General features: G+C 69.6%; 13 protein-coding genes and 1 pseudogene. 8 read left to right on the top strand and 6 right to left on the bottom strand.

The window, feature by feature from the left end; all coding sequences use genetic code 11:
- Positions 1–39 precede the first annotated feature (39 nt).
- On the bottom strand, positions 40–1,164 hold the full coding sequence (locus tag OG965_RS02365) for a methyltransferase domain-containing protein (protein WP_371648549.1): 1,125 nt from the start codon (positions 1,162–1,164) through the stop codon (positions 40–42).
- A gap of 530 nt (positions 1,165–1,694) precedes the next feature.
- Between OG965_RS02365 and OG965_RS02360 the strand changes: the two genes are divergently transcribed.
- The 4 genes from OG965_RS02360 (at position 1,695) to OG965_RS02345 (ending at position 6,497) form a co-directional block, all read left to right on the top strand.
- Complete coding sequence (locus OG965_RS02360) at positions 1,695–2,705, top strand: quinone oxidoreductase (RefSeq protein ID WP_371648547.1); 1,011 nt, start codon at positions 1,695–1,697, stop codon at positions 2,703–2,705.
- A gap of 488 nt (positions 2,706–3,193) precedes the next feature.
- Entirely contained in the window at positions 3,194–3,499 is a 306-nt protein-coding gene (locus OG965_RS02355) for a CU044_2847 family protein (RefSeq protein WP_371648544.1), read from the top strand.
- Between the two features lies 1 nt (position 3,500).
- Positions 3,501–6,068, top strand: a complete 2,568-nt coding sequence (locus OG965_RS02350; RefSeq protein ID WP_371648542.1) for a trypsin-like peptidase domain-containing protein — start codon at positions 3,501–3,503, stop codon at positions 6,066–6,068.
- Positions 6,069–6,326: 258 nt separating this feature from the next.
- On the top strand, positions 6,327–6,497 hold the full coding sequence (locus OG965_RS02345) for an RICIN domain-containing protein (protein WP_371656824.1): 171 nt from the start codon (positions 6,327–6,329) through the stop codon (positions 6,495–6,497).
- Positions 6,498–6,523: 26 nt separating this feature from the next.
- Here the strand turns inward: OG965_RS02345 and OG965_RS02340 are convergent.
- From OG965_RS02340 to OG965_RS02325, 4 genes and pseudogenes are all read right to left on the bottom strand, one after another.
- A pseudogene (locus OG965_RS02340) lies at positions 6,524–7,549 on the bottom strand (endo-1,4-beta-xylanase); the annotation flags it as partial.
- Between the two features lie 67 nt (positions 7,550–7,616).
- Positions 7,617–9,077, bottom strand: coding sequence for a non-reducing end alpha-L-arabinofuranosidase family hydrolase (locus OG965_RS02335; protein ID WP_371656823.1), 1,461 nt, complete (start codon positions 9,075–9,077; stop codon positions 7,617–7,619).
- 192 nt (positions 9,078–9,269) lie between these two features.
- Positions 9,270–10,682 carry an endo-1,4-beta-xylanase gene (locus OG965_RS02330; RefSeq protein WP_371648541.1) on the bottom strand — a complete coding sequence of 471 codons (1,413 nt, stop codon included), beginning with the start codon at positions 10,680–10,682 and terminating at the stop codon, positions 9,270–9,272.
- A gap of 120 nt (positions 10,683–10,802) precedes the next feature.
- Entirely contained in the window at positions 10,803–11,840 is a 1,038-nt protein-coding gene (locus tag OG965_RS02325) for a LacI family DNA-binding transcriptional regulator (protein ID WP_371648538.1), read from the bottom strand.
- 182 nt (positions 11,841–12,022) lie between these two features.
- On the opposite strand from OG965_RS02325, the gene OG965_RS02320 reads away from it, so the two are divergent.
- From OG965_RS02320 to OG965_RS02305, 4 genes are read left to right on the top strand one after another with little or no spacing between them, the layout of a single operon-like run.
- Complete coding sequence (locus tag OG965_RS02320; RefSeq protein WP_371648535.1) at positions 12,023–13,315, top strand: ABC transporter substrate-binding protein; 1,293 nt, start codon at positions 12,023–12,025, stop codon at positions 13,313–13,315.
- Positions 13,312–14,208 (top strand): carbohydrate ABC transporter permease, encoded by an 897-nt coding sequence (locus tag OG965_RS02315; RefSeq protein WP_371648532.1) that lies wholly within the window; start codon positions 13,312–13,314, stop codon positions 14,206–14,208. The genes OG965_RS02320 and OG965_RS02315 overlap by 4 nt, the downstream gene beginning before the upstream one ends.
- Positions 14,208–15,026: a carbohydrate ABC transporter permease gene (locus OG965_RS02310; RefSeq protein WP_371648530.1), complete on the top strand. Its 819-nt coding sequence runs from the start codon at positions 14,208–14,210 to the stop codon at positions 15,024–15,026. Before OG965_RS02315 ends, OG965_RS02310 begins: the two co-directional genes overlap by 1 nt.
- Positions 15,023–17,425, top strand: a complete 2,403-nt coding sequence (locus tag OG965_RS02305; RefSeq protein WP_371648527.1) for a beta-glucosidase — start codon at positions 15,023–15,025, stop codon at positions 17,423–17,425. The genes OG965_RS02310 and OG965_RS02305 overlap by 4 nt, the downstream gene beginning before the upstream one ends.
- A 120-nt stretch (positions 17,426–17,545) precedes the next feature.
- On the opposite strand, the gene OG965_RS02300 is transcribed toward OG965_RS02305, so the two are convergent.
- Complete coding sequence (locus OG965_RS02300) at positions 17,546–19,993, bottom strand: glycoside hydrolase family 9 protein (RefSeq protein ID WP_371648525.1); 2,448 nt, start codon at positions 19,991–19,993, stop codon at positions 17,546–17,548.
- Positions 19,994–20,022: the final 29 nt, after the last annotated feature.

Genomic DNA, 20,022 nt, shown 5'->3' with positions numbered 1-20,022 from the left:
CCGGGCAAGGTGTGGCGATTCGACCGCTCATTGTGCTGGTCAGGCGATGACGTGGTCGGGCGAGCCAAGCCACACGCTCTGGCCGGTGGCGTCCACGGTCATTCCGGCCTGGTCGCGCGTCGGCTCGCCCCATGCCCGCCACTGAACGTAGGCGGTCTGGGCCTCGTCCCACAGCCGGCGGGGGCCGTACTGGGTCACCCAGTACTCGCCGCTGGGGGAGTAGTCGGCCGCCGCCCACGATGAGCGGTCATCGGCGAGGAACCAGACCGTGACCTCTCCGCTGTCGTCCTCGGCCTCCACGGGGAGGTACCACGCGGTAGGCAGGGCCAGACCAACGAAGAAGAGCGCCTCGGCGTCGTAAGCGATGGCCAGGGGCGACAAATCGCTGCGGGCCCGGACGGCCTCGTCGCGATGGTGGATGAAGCCGGAGAGGTAGCCGCGCTCGGGCCGGTGGTTACGGGTGCGCATGAACGACGGGTACCCGGTGAACCGCCCCCGGGCGCTGCCGTCCTCCACGTCGAGGACGGCGAAGGAGTGGCTGAGGAAACTGCCGCCCCAAGGCGCGACGATCCGCCCACCGGGTGCCTGCTCCACCCAGGCGAAGGGCACCTCGCAGACGGTGTAGGTGGCAAGTACCCGCTCGTAGGGGGCCGATGAAGGCCACCCGGCGTCCCCGTCGCCGCACACCAGACGGGGATGGTAGCCAGCGGCCTGGGTGTTCTTGACGGCCTGCTCCACCAGGACGGGGTCCATGTCGACGGAGGTGACGGCCTCGTCCCCCAGCCGGTGGGCCAGCCACGCCGCGTTCCATCCCGTCCCCGCCCCCAGCTCCAGCACGCGCTGCCCGTCCTGGACATCCAGCAGATCCAGCATCTGCAGCATCTGCAGCATCATCGACGGCATGGAACTACTCGATGTCGGCAGCCGGTAGTCCCCCTCATCGGTTGTCTCGCCGAAGTTGACCTGCGTCGTGATCGCCACATCGTCGTAGACGGCGGCCAGCCATGACTCCGGATCCCCAGCACGCGAGATGACGCAGGCCCCCGCCTCCACCCTGTCCGGGAGGAAGAAGTGCCGGGGGACGTTCTCCACCGCATCCTTCCACTGCGCGGACAACACGCCCTTGCCCTGCAGGATCTCCGCCAGCCGCCGTGGCGTGCTCACCGCGCTACTTCCGCCTTCGGCGGAATCGGCTTGGTCCACTGCCCGTCGCCCTCCTTGGGCGACTGCTTCTTGTCGCCGTCCGAGCCACCCTTGCCATCGCCATGCGTACCCATGGGCGCCATCTGTTCTTCGCGCCGACGCGGGAGGAGGCGGTGTGGGCGGCGGAGCGGATGGAGGTCAGCTGGCCCTGCTGCTGGCGTTGAAGTCGTAACAGCGGATTGCCGGTTCCCGAGGCCGGAGGAGTATCCGGAGGCGGTGGTCGATTTCGTGCGCCGCGCGGTGGAGCTGCCGGAGGCTACGCCGGTTATGGCGGGTGGCCGTACGGCGGTGCGGAAGCGGCGGGTGGTGCATTCGTCGACCCTTGACGGCCTCGGTCTCCTGTCCCAGACCCGGGTGCAAAGCAGGCGTCCCAGCTCTCGGCGGGGGCGGCGGGCTGGTCTGCTTGCCGGGAATCGGATCGCCATCAACGGGGTTGGTGGGGGATGAGCCATCAACGGGGTTGGTGGGGATGAGCCGTTAATTGGAGGAACATGCGAGCGATTCAGGTGTACGAAGTGGGCGGTCCCGAGGTGCTGCAGGAGGCCAAGGTGGACCAGCCGCGGCCGGGTCCGGGCGAGGCGGTCGTGGAGGTCGCCGCATCCGGGGTCAACTTCCTCGACGTCTACCACCGCGAAGGCCGGTACAGCCTCCCCCTGCCCTTCACCCCGGGCGCTGAGGGCGCCGGCACGGTCGTCGAAGTTGGACCCGGCGTCGCTGACGTCGCAGTCGGGGACCGGGTCGGTTGGGTGGAGATTCCCGGCACGTATGCCGAGCGGGCCGTCGTGGACTCCTCCCGGCTGGTGCCGCTGCCCGACGATATCGGCTTCGAGACCGCCGCCGCCGTGCTCCTCCAAGGCATGACCGCGCACTATCTCGTCAAGGACGCCTACCCGGTTCAGGGGGGCGACACGGTGCTCGTGCATGCGGCTGCTGGTGGCATGGGGCTGCTTTTGACCCAGCTCATCACCCATCTCGGCGGCAGGGTGATCGGCACGACGTCGACCACGGCGAAGGCCGAGCTGGCGAAGCGTGCCGGGGCCGCTGAGGTGATCCTTTCCTCCGCAGTCGACGATCTCGCAGCCGAGGTGAGGCGGCTCAACGGCGGTCAGGGACTGCCGGTTGTCTTCGACGGCGTCGGCGCGCACACCTTCGATGCGAGCCTCGCCAGCCTGCGAACCCGCGGCCATCTCGTGCTCTTCGGCGCGGCAAGTGGTGCCGTGCCGCCGTTTGATCCGATTCGGCTCGCCCACGGCGGTTCGCTGACCCTGATCCGGCCCAGCCTCGATCACTTCATCGCCGATCGGTCCGAACTGCTCCGACGGGCCGCCGATGTGTTCGAGTGGGTGCGCTCCAAGGCGCTTGAGGTCACCGTAACGGGCCGCTACGCATTGTCCGAGGCCGCCCAGGCTCACAGCGATCTGGAGGCTCGGCGTACCACCGGCAAGCTGCTCGTCATACCCGATGCGGCCGCTATTGGACGCCGCGAGGAGACGCAGAGCTGATCGCGGGTGACGAGGTCGGGGATCTTGGAGACTTAGATGTCGAGGGCATGGCCGACCGTCATCGCCAAGATCCCCGACACCGTCAGGCACTCAGCAGGACAAGATCAAGTTCTGGCGGGTTTCTGGCATATCTGGGTCACACCCCTTCAAGATCCCTCAGCCGAGACCTGGCTCACCCGTCCACAACCTCCCGGGACAGAACACCTAGCCGCCTGCCCGCCCTCGGCTCATGCATGGCGGCGTGCTCCGTTCCGGTGAGGATCCGGCCGGTCCTGCGGCCTGGCAGTAGCCGGGGCAGCCGATATGAGTGGTCTCTGAGGCATATCGAGACTTCATGGGAATCCGGCCACGGGGCGGTACTTGAGGCATTACGGTGAGTGCTCGCCCCTGTCTCTTGGGGATGGCGGGGGGAGTCGACGGGCGGGGGGACGCTGATGTCAGCGAGGCCGGTTGTGCGTATGCCTCTGGATTGCGGTGGATCGATCCTTGTGCAGGCGGATCCCGTCGAGGTGTCGGCCGGGCCGGTCATGGCCGGACGGGTCTCGGAGGCTATACGTGATCTGCCGCAGAGTCTGGAGAGCGTCATCGGCCCCGTCGCGGGCATGGCGCGGGCGGTGCTGGATGAGTTCCGGCGGGTGCGGCCCGACGGCGTCGAGGTGGAGTTCGGCGTCGACCTGGCAGCGCAGGCGGGGGCAGTGATCGCGAAGAGCGAGGCGGCCTGTCATCTGAAGGTGACCGTGACCTGGAACGCCGCCGCCAGCCCTGTCGCTGACGGCGGTGAGAGCGCGAACTGACATGGAGTCCCTGGTCACGTCATCGGCAGATGGGGATCCCGTCGCGGCGAAGCCCTCGGAACTCGGCGGTCCGGCCGGCGCGGTGGCACAGATCCTCACCGGTGCGGGCGTGGCGACCGGGGCGGGTTTCCTCGTGCCGGGCGGGGTGGTGGTCACCTGCGCCCATGTCGTGTGCGACGCGGGCCATGGGCCTGGTGACGAGGTGGAGGTGTGTTTCCCTCAGGCGATGGGGGCTCCGAAGGCCCGGGGAAGAGTGCTCGCCGGGCCGTGGCGCCGGCCGGAGCGTGAGGACACGGCTGTCATCCAGCTCGCCCAGGCCCCGCCCCTGGTGCCGGAACTGCTGGTAGGGCTCGCTCATGGGGCGAAGGGTCGGCCCGCGTGGTCGTTCGGGTTTCCCAGCTCGACCTTCGACGGCGGTCACGAGGGCACGGCGACGGCGGGCGGTCCGCTGCGCGTCCTGGACCACTGGGTGCTTCAACTGCACGACGCGAACACCGTGGCGCGCGGGTTCAGCGGCGCACCGGTCGTGGACACCCAGACCGGCCTGGTGATCGGGATGGTGACGTCCCTGCCGGGTGCCGATCCGCACCAACGGGGCCTGAACACCGCCTACGCGACGCCCGGCGAGATCCTGCGCGAGGTCTGGCCCGCGCTGAAGCCACTGGATGTCTGCCCGTACCAGGACTTCCGAGCTTTCACGTATGAGAGAGCGAGATGGTTTCACGGGCGTGACCGTGCGAAGGAGCAACTGCTGCGGCACCTGGTGGGCGGGCGGCACGGGGTGTTGCTGCAGGGCCCTTCCGGGTCCGGCAAGTCCTCCCTGGTCCAGGCAGGTGTGCTGCCCGAACTGCCGTCGGGGTGGCGGTCGGTGGTTGCTCGTCCCGCACGCGGTCTCGGGGCCAATCTGGAACTCGCGGGCCTGCCGGGAGCCGCCGGTGGAGGGATCCTGGCGTCGGCCGAGAGGTTTCTCGCGGAGTCGAGCGGCACCGATCGTCTGCTGCTCGTGATCGACCAGTTCGAGGAGTTGCTCACCTCCCCGGGCCCAGGGCACGGCTCAGCCGTGCCGGACGACGACCTCGTCGTGCTGCGCCAGCTCACCGAGGTCGTCGAGTCCTGTGCCGCCGTCACCGTACTGCTCGTCATGCGGAACGACTTCTACCCGAGTCTGGCCGATCGGGCGCCGAAACTGCTGCAGGCCGTGAAACCCGTCGTCGATCTGCCGCCGACGCTGACGTCGGGAGAGTTGTACGACATCATCACCAAGCCCGCAACGGACGCCGCTCTGCGCTTCGAGGAGGGGCTGCCGCAGACGATCCTCTCGGAGGTCCTGGCCAGCGGCCGGTACGACACGGACCCCGACGAGGTCCGCGCCACCGTACTGCCGTTGCTGGAGAAGACCTTGACCCTGGTGTGGGAGAACCGCGCCGACAACCTTCTGACGTGCGACGCCTATGCGAAGGTCGGTAGGTTCGGTGGCAGCCTGGCCCAGTGGCAGGACGCTGTCCTGGGGCAGTTGGACGAGCGGCACAAGCCGGTGGCCCAACGCGTCCTCGCCCTCTTGGTGCGCCATGACCAGAGCGGAAAGAGTCTGGATACGCGCAGACAGCGCAGTGTGGCAGCGCTTCGCACGTTGGCCTGTGGCCCCGCTGTCGACGAGGCGGCGGTGGACCGGGTGCTGACGGTCCTGACCCGCGAGCGGATCATCACCGTCCGCTCGTCGGACGAATCCGGTGGGACGGGTCCGCCCATGGCCGAGCTCGTTCACGACCTCCTCATCGACAAATGGCCAGAGCTGCGTCGGTGGGGAGCCGCGTACGCCGAGTTCGACATGTGGCTGGATCACGCGCTGGAGCGGGCCGGGAGGTGGGGGGGCTCCGGGAAAGGGGGCGACCTCCTGCAGGGAACCGATCTGGAGCTCGGACGGCGTTGGCGCGCTGAGTTCGGACTGCCCGCGCCCGCGGAGGATTTCCTGAGCCGCAGCGAACGCCGTCGGCGCTGGCGCCGCGTTCAGGTCGCGGCTGTGGGGGTGTCTGCCGTGTGCGTCGCCGCTCTCGCGGCCACGGGAGTGATCCGCGTGGGTGCCGACGGTGGTGCGGGGCGGTCGGGGAGCCCCGTCGCGTCGGCGAGCGCCTATCCCGCGACTGACGGAGGCGCCAGGTCCCTGCTGACAAAGGCCGGTACGGGGGCCGACGCGGGTCTGGTGGAGGCACTGCGGCCCAGGCACGAGGACTACGAAGCCGTCTTCCGGCCGGGCTTCGCGGAACAGGCCGAGCGGTACTACCAGGCCTCTGCGCTCTGGCCGACCGGGCCCTGGGCCGAACCCCAGCAGACGGTCCTGCAGATGTGGAAGGCCACCACCGAGGAAATCCAGGCCGGGACGGCGCCGGCCCTGAAGTACTTTCCGGGCGGCTATGCGAAACTCAAGGACGGCTTCAGGCCCGGGCTGGTCATCTACCGCTGGAAGTACACGGAGCCCGGTGAGCCTTATGGGATGGCCTTCGACGGTCTGGTCTTCGTCAACGGCCACTGGGCGCTGTTTCCCAAGCCGTGGCTTGCGCTGGGTCCGTGAAAGGTCGGGGGCCCGTCGAGTAGGCGCGGGCCATGTTGCCGCGCAGCAGCGAGGCCGCCGCCTCGAAGGTGGCCGGGCCCGCGCGACCGACGGCGACCACCGGCCATGTACGTCACCGAGGAGAGGGAGGACGATGGGCCGGTCGTAGTGAGCCTTGTAGGCTCCGACGGCCGCTTCTGCGGCGAAGGTGCCCGCGAGCCGTCGTAGGCCGCCGGGCCGTCACGGGGCCCCTCAGCCCCGTCCAGCCCCGTCACGGCGCTGGGCAACAGCAAGGACTACCAGTTGGTCGCCGTCCACAGCGGCCAGTGCGTCGACGTCAGCAACGTCTCGACCACGGCCGGGTCGCTGATCCACCAGTGGACCTGCGACCCGGCGAGCGCCCTCGGCACCAAGAAGAAGCAGATATGGCGACTACAGGGCAAGAACTGACACCCGGGACAGCGTCACTTATGCCCAGCGGGAGTGCCGCCGAGGGTGGTGAGCGCCGCGTAGTACGCCGACTTCTTGTTGCCACCGCCGTCGAAGAGCAGTGGATTCTCTCCGGTGCGCCAGGAGTCCGTGTCCCGGATTCCCCATACCGTGATGCCGGCGCAGCGTGCGACGTTCATGCAGGCCCGCACCGTGTTCGCGTATGCGGTCGGTGGCGCCTGGGCGATGTCGAGTTCGGTGATCTGTACGTCGACGCCGAGCGCGGCGAAGTTCGCCAGCGTGGTGCCGAAACTCGCGGGCGGGCCGCTGGTGCCGAAGTGGGCCTGGAAGCCGACGCAATCGATGGGTACGCTCCGCGCCTTGAAGTCGCGGACCATGCGGTAGACGCCCTGGGTCTTGGCGCTGTTCCAGTCCTCGATGCTGTAGTCGTTGTAACAGAGCTTGGCCGACGGGTCGGCCGTGCGGGCTGTGCGGAAGGCCGTTTCGATGAAGCCGTCGCCGAGGACGTTCTGGAAGACGGAGGAACGGTGCTGTCCGCTGCCGCCGTCCGCGAAGGCCTCGTTCACCACGTCCCAGGAATGGATCTTGCCCTTGAAGTGGGTCATCTCCCCGGCGATGTGGTTGTTCATCACGCCGCGCAGGGTGGTGGCGTCGGTGATGGCGCCGACCCAGCCGGGTAGTTGGGAGTGCCATACGAGGGTGTGACCACGGACCTTCTGCCCGTGCGCCAGGGCATGGTTGACGATCTGGTCGGAGGGGCCGAAGTTGAACGATCCCCGGGACGGTTCCGTGGCGTCCCACTTCATCTCGTTCTCCGGCGTGACCCTGTTGAACTCGCGGTCAAGGATCGTCGTGTACGTCCGGTCGTTGAGCTTGTAGGCAGCCACGGCGGTCCCGAAGTACCGTCCGGACTGGGCGGCTTGGGCACCCAGGGTGGCGGCCCGGGGGGCTGGGGGAGTCGCGGTCGCCGTGCCGATCGACACCAGGGTGGCGGCGGCCAGTAAGCCCAGCAGGCAGGCGCGGCGTGAGTTGGATCGGTGCGGGTGCTTCATGGTTCTCCGTACGCTGTTGGGTGGTTGGGTAGGTGGTTGGGTGGCTGGGGGGTGGGGGCACGCCTCCCTAGCAGTTCGAGTTCGCCTGTGTGAGCAGACCCATGCGGTAGGGGAGTTGGGAGTAGTCGCCGCCGGAATCCGGCGAGCGGCCCTGGTACACGTACTGCATATGGCAGGGGTCGATCGTCAGCGTCTGGTCATTGCTTGAGCGGACCATCTCGCCGTGGCTGATGTCGTTTGTCCAGGTGGAGCCGTTGAACGAGACGTTGGCCCTGCCCGCGAAGGGGGAGCTCTCGGAGGCCGCCAGAGGGCTCCAGTTGCCGGTGAGGCTGGAGGACGTCCAGGACCGGAAGTACCGGCCGTTGGCCCCGATCGCCTCCACGAGCAGCAGGTACTGGTTCGTGCCGGACACCTTGTACACGTTCGACGCCTCGAAGAGGGCGTACGTGGAGTCCGACATCACGATCGTGGTGTTGCCGAAGCCGTTGGGGAAGTTCGCGAGCGTGGTCTGCGCGCGGTACAGGTGGCCGTTGTCGTCGCTGAAGAACAGGTAGCAGTTCGACGCGTCGCAGATCGTCCAGAAGTCGATCCAGCCGCCCTTGCCCTTGTTCTGTGTCACGATCGGTGGTTCGGAGCCGATGAACGTCTTCGGCGCGGACCACGAGGCGGGGTTCGTCGGGTCGGTCGACGTCGAGTACGTGGGTGGGCCGGTCTGGTAGACCATGTACCACAGGCCCTGCGGGGCGAAGTAGAAGACCTGCGGCGCCGCCCGGTATCCCTTGCCGATGCCCGACGCGTCCAGGTAGTGCTGGGTGGCCGAGGACGCGTCCCCCCACTTGTTGAAGGAGAACTGCTCCAGGCTCCAACTCCCGGACGTGTTCGCCGTGGTGGCGAAGACGTGGTAATTGCCGTTGTGCCGGATGACCGAGAAGTCCTTGATCGACACGAGGTTGTGTGACGCGTCGGACTTCGGCCCGGCCAGGACGCCGGTCGACACCCAGGACGGCGATGACGGAAGCGAGGTGGAGACGGTGGCGACCCGCACCAGCTGCCACTGCTGGCTGCTCGCGCCGGAATCGGCGGACTGAACGACCGGCGTGCTGTCGGTGGTTGACGCATCCGCCACCGAGACGGCCTTGGCGCTGGCCCGGCCGATCAACCGCACGTACCCGCCCGACGAGTCCGCCAGGCCGAACTGCTGGTTGGTTCCGTTCGTGTCGTCCCATTGCTGGATTCGGGCGCCGTCGGCCGTGGAGGCCCCCGACACGTCGAGCGTCTTGCCGGTGAAGCGGGAGCGGAGCCGGTAGTTGCCGCCTCCGGCGTCGACGAAGCGCCACTGCTGCCAGGCGCCGTTGTTGCGGGTGTACTGCTGGATGCCGACGCCGTTGTCGGCGTTGCGGTTGGTGACGTCCATCGCCTTGCCGCTGCCCCGGTTGACGAGCACGTACCAGGCGTTGGTGTCGACCGTCGCCGCCGACGCGGGTGCCGCGCTGAGGGCGACGGACAGGCCGGCCAGCAGAGCGGTCACCACGAGGCCGATGATCCCTCTTCGCAAGCGCCATCTGGTGTGCGACCGAGCCTTGGGATGATCAGTGAACATCGCGTTCTTCTCCTTGGTCGAGGTCCTTCGTCGAGGTCCTTTGCCGAGGCTGGAGGTGGGAGCGCTCCCAGAAGATGCCCGAGCCCCGGGCCGGTGCCGGGTCTGTGAGGGGAAGGGGCGTCAGGCGGTGGTGCAGGGGGCGCCGTTGAGGCTGAACAGGGTGGGGAGGGAGGTGTTGCCGGTGTGCGTGGCCTGGAAACCGAAGGAGGTGGAGGCGCCGGGGGCCAGTGTGCCGTTGTAGCCGAGGTTTGCGGCGGAGACCCGGCCGGTGGCCGGGGTGAGGGAGGTGTTCCAGCTGCTGGTCACGGTCTGGCCGGCGGGCAGGGTGAAGCCCAGGGACCAGCCGTGGATCGTGGTAGAGCCGGTGTTGGTGAGGGTGATGTCTTCCGTCAGGCCGGTGTTCCAGGCGTTGACCGAGCTGGTCACCTTGCAGGAGGCGCCCGGGGTGGGTGAGGGGCTGGTGCTGCCGCCGAGGGCGGTGGCGGAGGCGGCGTAGGCGGGCTTCGGCCGGTAGTCGGCGTCGTACAGGGTGGCGGCGCCGTAGCCGGGGAAGGTGCCGGGGATCCAGGAGTCCGCGTCGCCGACGCCCCACTGGGTGATGCCCACACAGCCGGTGACGGCCAGACAGGTGTTGACCACGCCGGCGTAGTCGTTCGCCTGCTGGGCCAGGCTGGCGGTGGTCGCCGGGAGCTGGATGCGGTCGTCGAGCTCGGTGATCGCGACGTTGACGCCGAGAGCGGTGAACCGCTGGAGGTTGGCCTTGAAGGTCGAGGGGACCTGGCCGAGGATGAAGTGGGCCTGGAAGCCGACACCGTCCAGCGGGACGCCCTGGCTCTTGAGCGTTTTCACCAGGTTGTACATGGCGTCGCTCTTCGCGTTCTGGCCCTCGATGTTGTAGTCGTTCAGATACAGCTTGGCGTCCGGGTCGGCTGCGCGCGCGGTGCGCAGCGCGTCGGCGACGAAGCCGCTGCCCATGGCGTTGTAGAAGGCGTCGGTGCGGAAGCTGCCGTCCTCGTTGAACGGCTCGTTCACCACGTCCCAGGCGTAGAGCTTGCCCTTGTAGTGGGTGACCTCGTTGGTGATGTGGTTCTCCATCGCGGCCTTCACCTGTGCCGTGGGCAGGCTGCTCACCCAGGACGGGAGCTGGCTGTGCCAGACCAGGGTGTGGCCGCGCAGCTTCATCGAGTTGGCCTGGGCGAAGGAGACGAGCCTGTCGGCGGGGGCGAAGTTGAAGCTGCCCCGCGAGGGCTCGGTGGTGTCCCACTTCATCTCGTTGCCGGGGGTGAGCATGCCGAACTGGCTTCCGGCGACGGCGGTGAGTGCGGAGTTGTTGAGGTCGCCCTGGGTGATGGCGGTACCGAAGTAGATGCCCTTCGCCTCGGCGAGCGAGCGCAGGCTGGTGTCCGCGGCGCCGGCCCTGCCGGTGGGCAGCAGGGTGGCGGCGGCCAGGGCTGTGAGTGCGGTGACGGCGGCGGCGCCGAGGGCGCGCCGGGGTTGCCTGGGGCGGGGGAGGCGGAGCGTCCGGACTGGCACCGGCGTGGTCCTTTCTCTGTGAGGGAAGAGACGGACGTGCGGTGGGGCGTGGAACGCGGACCGCGCGGAGAGACCGGGTACTCGAAAGTTTCGGTCTCTCTGCCGATTCAGTCGGTGACCCTAGAGGCGGGGTGATGCTCCGTCAACCGTTCGGGACGGAGTCTGTGGCGGGGCGGTGCTGCTCCGCTCGACCAGGCTGGTGGCCAGGTCCACCCGCAGGGTGCCCGGCCGGGTGCCTCGGGCGAGGTCGATCACCATGCGGGTGGCGACCTCGGCCATCTCGGTCAGCGGCTGGCGGACGGTGGTGAGCGGAGGGCCGACCCAGCGGGCCAGCGGCAGGTCGTCGAAGCCGACCACGCTGAGATCCGCGGGGATGCGCAACCCCAGCTCACGGGCGGCCTCGTAGAGCCCGAGGGCCTGGAGGTCGTTCCCCGCGAACACGGCGGTCGGCCGGTCGGGCAGGCCCAGCAGTTCCAGCCCCACCCGGCGGCCGGCCTCGTGGTGGAAGTCGCCGTCGCGGACCAGCTCCGGGTCGTACGCGATGCCTGCCATGTCGAGGGCCGCCCGGTAGCCGTCGGCCCGGGCCCGGCTGCACATCATCCGGCTCGGCCCGCCGATCAGGCCGATCCGGCGGTGGCCGAGGTCGAGCAGGTGCCGGGTGGCGGCCAGACCGCCGTCCCAGTTGGTGGTGCCGACGGCGGGCACCCCCTGGCCGGGGTCGCCGGCCGGGTCTATCACCACGAACGGGATGTCGCGGCCGGCCAGTTGTTCCTGCTGGGAGCGGTCCAGGCCGGACAGGACCAGGAGGACGCCGGTGGGGCGCCGGGCGAGCACTCCGTCCACCCAGGACTGGCCGGGGGTGAGCCGCCCGGAGGACTCCGAAAGGACGATGCTCAGCCCCTCGTCGCGCGCCACGTTCTCGACGCCGCGGATCACCTCCATCGCCCAGACGCTCTCCAGCTCGTGGAAGACCAGTTCAAGGAGCGGGCTGCTCTGGGTGCCGCGCCGCCGCCGGTAGCCGTGCCGGCGCAGCAACTCCTCGACCCGCTCCCGGGTGGCCTGGGCGACGTCGGCTCGGCCGTTGAGGACTTTCGAAACAGTCGGGGCCGAGACCCCCGCCTCCCGTGCGATCTCGGCGAGCGTCGCGGCTCTGGTCACGAACTCCTCCTCACTGCCCTGCTGGGCAACTCCGTTGTGTGGGTGGCCGACGGCACGGATGCTAGCCGGTCGGCCGCGGTCCGATCGGATCCCGCCGAAACTCTTGACGGGCGCCGAGGGTGGTCCTAGTTTTCCCACAACATTCGCCAAATGGACCGAAACATTCGAATGATAGGCAGGGTATGGGATCGAGATTCGCCGCGATCGTCGCGGCCACCGCACTCGTCCTGGGCATGACCGCGGCGTGCGGATCGGGTGGCGCCTCCTCCGACGCGGGCTCCGGGACGATCCACGTGATGGTCTACGGCGACGCCACCAACAAGGTCGAGAAGCAGATCGCCGAGACCTTCAACAGGACCTCCAAGGTCAAGGTGGTGCTCGACACCGTGCCCGGCGCGGACTACCAGCAGAAACTGCAGACCGTCATCAGCACCCCGCATGCCCCGGACGTCTTCTTCAACTGGGGCGGCGGCTCCATCCAGCCCTTCGTCAAGGCCGGCCTGCTGCTCCCGCTGGACGGCTTCATCGCCAAGGACCCGGGACTGAAGAGCAACTTCCTGCCGTCGGTGTTCAACTCGGCCGTCGTGGACGGCAAACCGTACGGAGTGCCGATGCGCGGCACCCAGCCGGTGCTGCTGTTCCACAACAAGAAGGTGCTGGCGGACGCCGGCCTGACCCCGCCGCGGACCTGGGACGAGCTGGTCGCCGCCACCAAGGTGCTCAAGGCCAAGGGCAAAACGCCGATCGCGCTCGGCGGCGGCGACCAGTGGCCCACCCTGATGTGGTTCGAGTACCTGTACGACCGGATCGGCGGGCCCGGCCTGCTGCAACGGGCGGTGAGCGGCGACCGGGCCGCCTGGGCGAGCGAGGACAGCCGCAAGGCACTGGCCGTCCTCAAGGAACTGGCCGACTCCGGCGCGTTCGGCAGGAACTACGACTCCGTCAAGTTCACCGACGGCGGCTCCCCGGCCCTGGTGGCCAAGGGCAGGGCGGCCTTCGAACTCATGGGCTCCTGGTACTACTCCACCCAGCAGGACGCCAACCCGGACTTCGCCAAGTCGAACCTCGGGTACACCGGCTTCCCCACGCTGAACGGCGGCAAGGGCGACCCGGCCGACGTGGTCGGCAACACCAACAACTTCTACTCGGTGCTGAAGAAGACCAAGCACCCGGAGGCCGCAGCCGCCTTCCTGAAGCTGATGTACTCAGAACAGTTCGTCAAGGCGCAGCTCGCCGTGGGCAACCTGCCCACCACCGTCAACACCGTCGACTTCCTCGACACCGCGGCCAGCCCCGCGTACTCCAAGTACCAGTACGAACTGGTCAAGGCCGCCCCCTCGTTCCAGCTCTCCTGGGACCAGGCGTACCCGCCGAGCGCGGCCACCCCGATGCACACCGCCATCCAGCAGTACTTCGACGGCAAGCGCGATGCCGACGCCTTCATCAAGGCCATGCAGGCCTTGCCCACCTCATGACGCGGGCCCCGAAGGCCGGCACGGGCGTGGCCCGCCCGGGCTTCGTCTGGGCGGCGCCCGCCGCGGTGTTCTTCCTGTTGTTCGCCATCGTGCCGCTGGTCCTGGTCGCCGTGCTCTCCTTCACCAGCTGGGACGGCATCAGCGAGCCGCACTTCAACGGCCTGGACAACTGGGTCGCGTTGATCCACGACCCAGTGATGGGCCAGTCGGTCTGGACCACGTTGCTGCTCACCGCCCTCGGCGTGCTCACCCAGACCCCGGTCAGCCTCCTGCTCGGCGTGTGGGCCGCAGGACACCAGCGCAACCGAGCCGTGCTCTCGGCGGTCTACTTCGTACCGCTGCTCCTGTCGGCGACCGCCGTGTCCGTGGTGTGGCGGGCCGTCCTGGATCCCAACTTCGGTGTGCCCTCCCAACTGACCTGGCTGTTCGGCGACGGCAACCTGCTCGGCAGCCGCGGCGGCGCGCTCGGGGTGCTCACCTTCGTGGGGGTGTGGCAGTTCACCCCGCTGCACGCACTGATCTACCAGGGCGGTGCCCGGGCCATCCCCCAGGTGCTCTACCAGGCCGCCGCGGTCGACGGGGCGGGCACTGTCCGGCAGTTCTTCCACATCACCCTGCCGCAACTGCGCAACACCATCATCACCTCGATGGTGCTGATGGTGGTCGGCGGACTCACCACCTTCGACACGGTGCTGATCCTCACCCAGGGCGGCCCCGGCAGCGACACCACTGTCAGCGCCTTCTATATGTACCAAAAGGCCTTCAAGAGCTATGACTTCGGTGCCGCATCGGCCATCGCCCTGGTCCTGGTGGTCGTCGCCACCCTGATCTCCCTGGCCGTGGTCAAGTTCTCCGGCTACGACCGCATGCGCGGCACTGCGGAGGGCCTGTGATGCGCGGACGCCCCAACTACCTCGCCGGATTCGGCTCGTTGATCTGGCTGATGCTGGTGGGCCTGCCGCTGTACGTGCTGCTGCTCGCCACCGTGCGCACCCGCGCCGACTACTCCACCAAGGGCCCGCTGAGCCTGCCCGCACAGTGGACCCTGCGGAACTACCTCACCGACCTGTCCAACGGCTTCGGCCGTGACTTCCTCAACACCCTGACCGTCACCGCCAGCGTGGTCGCCCTCGTCCTGCTGGTCGTCCCGCCGCTTGCGTACGCCATCGTACGGGCCCGGGGCCGCGCCACCGGCTGGGTGTTCCGGCTGTTCCTCCTCGGCCTGGCGATTCCCGCCCAGGCGGTGATCGTGCCGATGTTCTACCTGATAAGCAAGGCCGGGCTGTACGACCACCTGATCGGTGTCATCCTGCCGACCGCCGCCTTCTGTCTCCCGGTCTGCACCCTGGTCCTCACCGGCGCGATGCGCGACATCAGCCCCGAGCTGTACGAGGCGATGGCGATGGACGGCGCCTCCCCGGGCCGGGTCTTCCGGCAACTGGTGCTGCCACTGTCCAAGGGGGGTTTGTCCTCCATCGTGGTCTTCGCCGCCCTCCAGGCGTGGAACGGCTTCCTGTTCCCGCTCATCCTCACCCAGTCCGACTCCACCAAGGTCATCACCCTCGGCCTGTACGAGTTCCAGACCGAACACGGCGTAGACGTACCCGGACTGCTCAGCGCCGTGGTGCTGTCCATGCTCCCCATCCTCGTCGTCTACCTGTTCGCCCGCCGCGCCCTCGTCCAGGGCCTGACGGGCGTGGGAGGAAAATGAGCGCCACCCCGCCCCCCGCCCCGGACGGCGTTCCCGCCTGGCGGGACGCCACGCTCACCCCGGAGGCCCGGGCCGACGCCCTGATCGCGGCCATGACCCTGCGGGAGAAGACCGCCCAGCTGATCGGCGTCTGGGTCGGTGCCAGCGACGAGGGCGGTGAAGTCGCCCCGCACCAGCACGAGATGGAGGAACCGCCGGACCTCGAAACCCTGTTGCCGTACGGGCTCGGCCAGTTGACCCGGCCCTTCGGCACCGCACCGGTCGACCCGGCGCTCGGCGCCCTCTCGCTGATGCGTACCCAGCGCCGGATCGTCGCCGCCAACCGCTTCGGCATCCCCGCCCTGGCCCACGAGGAGTGCCTGGCCGGCTTCGCCGCCTGGGGCGCCACCGCCTACCCCGTGCCCCTTTCCTGGGGCGCCGCCTTCAACCCGTCACTGGTGCGGCGGATGGCCGCCGCGATCGGCCGCGACCTGCGCGCCGTCGGCGTGCACCAGGGCCTCGCGCCGGTCCTCGACGTGGTGCGCGACGCCCGCTGGGGACGGGTCGAGGAGACCATCGGCGAGGACCCGTACCTGGTCGGCACCATCGCCACGGCCTATGTCCAGGGGCTGGAGTCGGCCGGGATCGTCGCCACCCTCAAGCACTTCGCCGGGTACTCCGCCTCCCGCGCCGGACGCAACCTCGCCCCCGTCTCCATGGGACCGCGCGAACGCGCCGACGTCATCCTGCCGCCGTTCGAGATGGCCGTCCGCGAGGGCCGCCCCCGCTCGGTCATGCACGCCTACACCGATACGGACGGTATTCCCGGCGCCGCCGACGAGACCCTGCTGACCGGACTGCTCCGGGACACCTGGGGCTTCACCGGAACGGTGGTCGCCGACTACTTCGGCATCGCCTTCCTCAAAACCCTGCACGGCGTCGCCGAGGACTGGCCGCAGGCCGCCGCCCTGGCCCTCACCAGCGGCGTCGACACCGAACTGCCGACCGTGAAGACCTATGGCCAGCCCCTGCTCGACGCCGTCGCCACCGGGCTCGTCCCGGAGCGGCTGGTCGACCGGGCGCTGCGCCGGGTGCTCGTCCAGAAGGCCCAACTCGGGTTGCTGGACCCGGACTGGGATCCCGTGCCCGACGTCCTCATCGACCCCGACCCGAGCGAGCCGGAGGGGCTGCGCGGCACGGTCGACCTCGACCGGGCCGCCAACCGGGCCCTCGCCGCCGAACTCGCCGAACAGGCCGTGGTACTGCTGCGCAACGACGGCCTGCTGCCGCTGCGCGACCCCGCCCGGATCGCGTTGATCGGCCCCAACGCCGACGAACCCACCGCCGTGCTCGGCTGCTATGCCTTCCCGGTGCACGTGGGCGGCCAGTATCCGAAGGTGCCGCTCGGCATCGAACTTCCCACTCTGAGCGAGGCGGTGCGGGCCGAGTTCGCCGGGAGCGAGGTGCGGACGGTGCGCGGGGTGGCCGTCGACGGCGAGGATGCCGACGGCATCACCGAGGCGGTCCGTGCGGCTCGGCAGGCCGATGTGGTGGTGCTGGCCCTCGGTGACCGGGCAGGCCTGTTCGGCCGAGGCACCAGCGGCGAGGGCTGCGATACCGAATCGCTCGAATTGCCCGGCGTCCAGGGCAAGCTGCTGGACGCGTTGCTGGACTGCGGCACTCCGCTCGTGGTCACCCTGCTGGCCGGGCGGCCGTACGCGCTGGGGCGCGCGGTGAGCGAGGCCGCGGCGATCGTCCAGTGCTTCTTCCCCGGCGAGGCGGGCACACAGGCGGTGGCGGGCGTGCTGAGCGGACGGGTCAACCCGTCCGGGCGGTTGCCGGTCAGCATCCCCACGCACCCCGGTGTCCAGCCGTCGACGTATCTTGCCGCGCGGCTCGCCCAGGCGAGCGGTGTCTCCAGCACCGACCCGACACCCGTCTACGGATTCGGACACGGGCTCGGCTACAGCGAGTTCACCTGGTCGGGGCTGGCGGTGGAGACCGACGAGACCGGCACCGACGGCGAGTTCCGGCTCGCCTTCCAACTGCGCAACGTCGGCGGCCGGGCGGGCAGTGACGTCGTACAGCTGTACCTGCACGACCCGGTGGCGAGCGTGGTGCAGCCGGTGCAGCGGCTGATCGGATACCGGCGGATCGACCTGGCCGCGGGCGCCGGGTGCCGCGTGGAACTGGTACTCCCCGCCGACCTGGCCTCCTTCACCGGCCGCGAAGGCCACCGGATCGTCGAACCGGGCGCGCTGGAACTACGCATCGCCGCCTCCAGCACCGATGCCCGCTTCACCGTACCGCTGCGCCTGACCGGCCCGGTCCGCCCGCTCGACCACACCCGCCGCCTCCACCCGACCGTCACCGCACAGGTTCTGCCTACCGCCAAATCCATTGGAGCGCCAGTGAGTTGAGGAAGGCGGTCCGAGTGGGGCTGTCGCCGCTCTGAGGTAACAGCCCCACTCGGTGAGGGAGGCCGACGCCCGCAGCAGTGATGCCGGGCGTCGACCTGCCTTCCTGTGGTCGTCCGTCGCTCAGGAGCAGAGCAAGCCGTTCAGGGTGTACCGCGTCGGTGTCGCGTTCGTACCCGAGTACGTCGCCTGGAACCCGAGACTCCTGCTGCCGCCGGGCGCCAGCGCGGCGTTCCACCCGGCGTCGCGGGCCGTCACCGCGGCGCCCGACTGACTCACCGTCGCGTTCCAGGCGCTGCTGATCCGCTGATCGCCCGCGAAGCTCCACCCCAGCGTCCAGCCCGAGATCGCCGACGCCCCGGTGTTCTTCACGGTCACCGTCGCCGTGAACCCGTTGCCCCAGGAATTGTCGATCCGGTACGTCACCGCGCAGGACGCCGGCGGCGCCGTGTCGTCGTCCACCTCCGCCGCCGTGAACGTCGCCGACCGCACCCCCGGCCCGCCGATCGTGAACGTCGCACTGTCCGACACGGCGTCGGCGTCCTGTGCGGCGGACACCGAAACCTGCTGCGCGGTTGCCCAGTTGGCCGGTGTGAACACCAGCGTCGTACCTGTTGTCGCGGCCAGGTCCTGGTCGCCGGAGCTCCGGGCCACGGTCACGGTGACGCTCTGCGCCGGCGCGGCCGAGAGCCGCACCCCCACCGCCGCCGAGCCGCCCTCCGGGACGGTCACCGCCGCCGGTGTCACCCGCACCTCGGGCACCGCCGGGGTCCCGCGCCGCTCCGCCGCGAAGGCCGCCAGCCATGCCAGCGAGGCGTTCCAGTTGATCGCCACCTCGTTGGTGGAGTACGAGCCGATGTCGTCCACGTAGCACGCCGCCGGCGCGCAGCCGGGGAGTTTGGCCTTGGCCACCGGGTCCTCCAGACCCGCGTTCGGACCGCCCGCGAAGGAACCGGCCGGCGGGTGCGGCAGCGAGGCGTCGTTCTGGTGCGCCCAGAAGCGATGGTGCTGGTTCTCGGAGGAGCGCTCGCCGTAGCCGGTGACGTAGGAGAGGTCGAGGGCATTGCGGCCGAGCAGGTAGTCCATCGATTCCAGCGCTCCGGCACGGTAGCGTTGCTGGCCGGTCAGCTCATGGGCGACGGCCAGAATCATCGCGTTGTTGGCGACGGAGCTGTTGGAGCCCCAGACGTAGCCGGTGGCGGGGATCGGCACCGCGTAGCCCTGGCCGGCCATGGTGGAGAGGTAGCCGTCGGCGGCCGAGGTCAGCAGGCCGCGCACCCGGGTCAGGTCGTCGGTGGGCAGGTCGACGCCGGGGACGGTGGCGAGGGTGATCCGGCCGAGCGTCGCGGTGCCGCCCCACCAGAACCCGTCGGCGGGCTTGGTGTGATGCGGGGAGGCGGTCACGGCGTCCCGGTACTGCGACTCGCCGGTGGTGGCGAGGAGTTCGGCCGCCGCCCAGTAGAACTCGTCCGAGACGTCGGCGTCCTCGTACGCGCCGCCGCCGGTGTTGTCGGTCGCCGGGGCGAGCACGTCCGGGTTGGCCTTGGCGGCCGCCCACGCACGGCGGGCGGAGTCGAGGCAGCGCGCGGAGAAGGCCGCGTCGTACGGTGCGTACACCCGGGCGCACTGCGCGGCCGTGGCCGCCAGGTTGAGCGTGGCCGCGGTGGACGGGGGGTGCACCTCGCGTTGCTTGTCGTCCAGTTCGGGGCGGGTCGGCAGCGCGGTCCATTCGGCGTCGTGCATCTTGTGGAAGGCCATTCCGGCCATCGCTCTGCCCGCCGGGACCTGCATCCGCAACAGGAACTCCACCTCCCAGCGGGCCTCGTCCAGCACGTCCGGTATCCCGTTGCCGCGCTCTGGCACCCGCAGTGTGGAGTCGCCGAGTGCCGCGTCACCGCCCGAACGCCGTGCTCGTTCAAAGGAATTGACGAGCTCCCAGACGGATATGCCGCCGTTGACCACGTACTTGCCCTGGTCGCCCGCGTCGTACCAGCCGCCGCGCACGTCCAGCCGGTAGTCGCACCCCCCGGCCTGGCAGGGGACGCTGGTATCTCCCTTGTTCGGGGCGACGCCCAGGTGTCCGGCGGGGCGGGCGTAGGCGGCGCCCGCGAGGGCGGCGTCGATCGCGATGCCGCTGCGCTGCTGGTAGAAGAACGACATGCTGTCGGTGCGCAGCCCGTCGTACAGGGCCGCGGAGATGTCGAACGGATGGCTGGCCTGGCCGCCGACGACCAAGGTGAAGCCGGTGCCGGTAGCGGTGTACGCGCCGAAGTCCACCTGGTGTGTGGACTGGCCGGACGCCTGGTCGGCGCCGCGCACGGTGGTGGCGCCCGAGGCGACCACCGTGCCGGAGGAGTCGCGCAGTTGCCAGGGGAGCGGCCCGGTCGCGGAGCTGACCACGGTGGCTCGCTTGGGGCCGTCGGGCAGGTAGCCGAGCTGGTTGACCCGGACGGGGGCGTCGGCGGCAGTGGCGGTGGCCGGGCCGGCGGAGTGCGCCGGAAACGCGGTGGCGGTCAGGCCGCCGGTGGCCAGGACGAGGCCGGCTACCGCGGCGACCGCATGACGTAGCACGCCGCGGGCGGAGGTGACAGGGGGCACTG

It is taken from the genome of Streptomyces sp. NBC_00224 (genome assembly GCF_041435195.1).
GTDB lineage: Bacteria > Actinomycetota > Actinomycetes > Streptomycetales > Streptomycetaceae > Streptomyces.
The sequence above is the reverse complement of the archived record's forward strand: the minus strand, read 5'-3'. Positions and strand labels throughout refer to the sequence as shown.

Coding starts and splice junctions, on each gene's coding strand:
- OG965_RS02320 (WP_371648535.1), top strand. CDS start 12,023: ATGGGATCGAGATTCGCCGCGATCGTCGCGGCCACCGCACTCGTCCTG.
- OG965_RS02310 (WP_371648530.1), top strand. CDS start 14,208: ATGCGCGGACGCCCCAACTACCTCGCCGGATTCGGCTCGTTGATCTGG.
- OG965_RS02350 (WP_371648542.1), top strand. CDS start 3,501: ATGGAGTCCCTGGTCACGTCATCGGCAGATGGGGATCCCGTCGCGGCG.
- OG965_RS02305 (WP_371648527.1), top strand. CDS start 15,023: ATGAGCGCCACCCCGCCCCCCGCCCCGGACGGCGTTCCCGCCTGGCGG.
- OG965_RS02315 (WP_371648532.1), top strand. CDS start 13,312: ATGACGCGGGCCCCGAAGGCCGGCACGGGCGTGGCCCGCCCGGGCTTC.
- OG965_RS02360 (WP_371648547.1), top strand. CDS start 1,695: ATGCGAGCGATTCAGGTGTACGAAGTGGGCGGTCCCGAGGTGCTGCAG.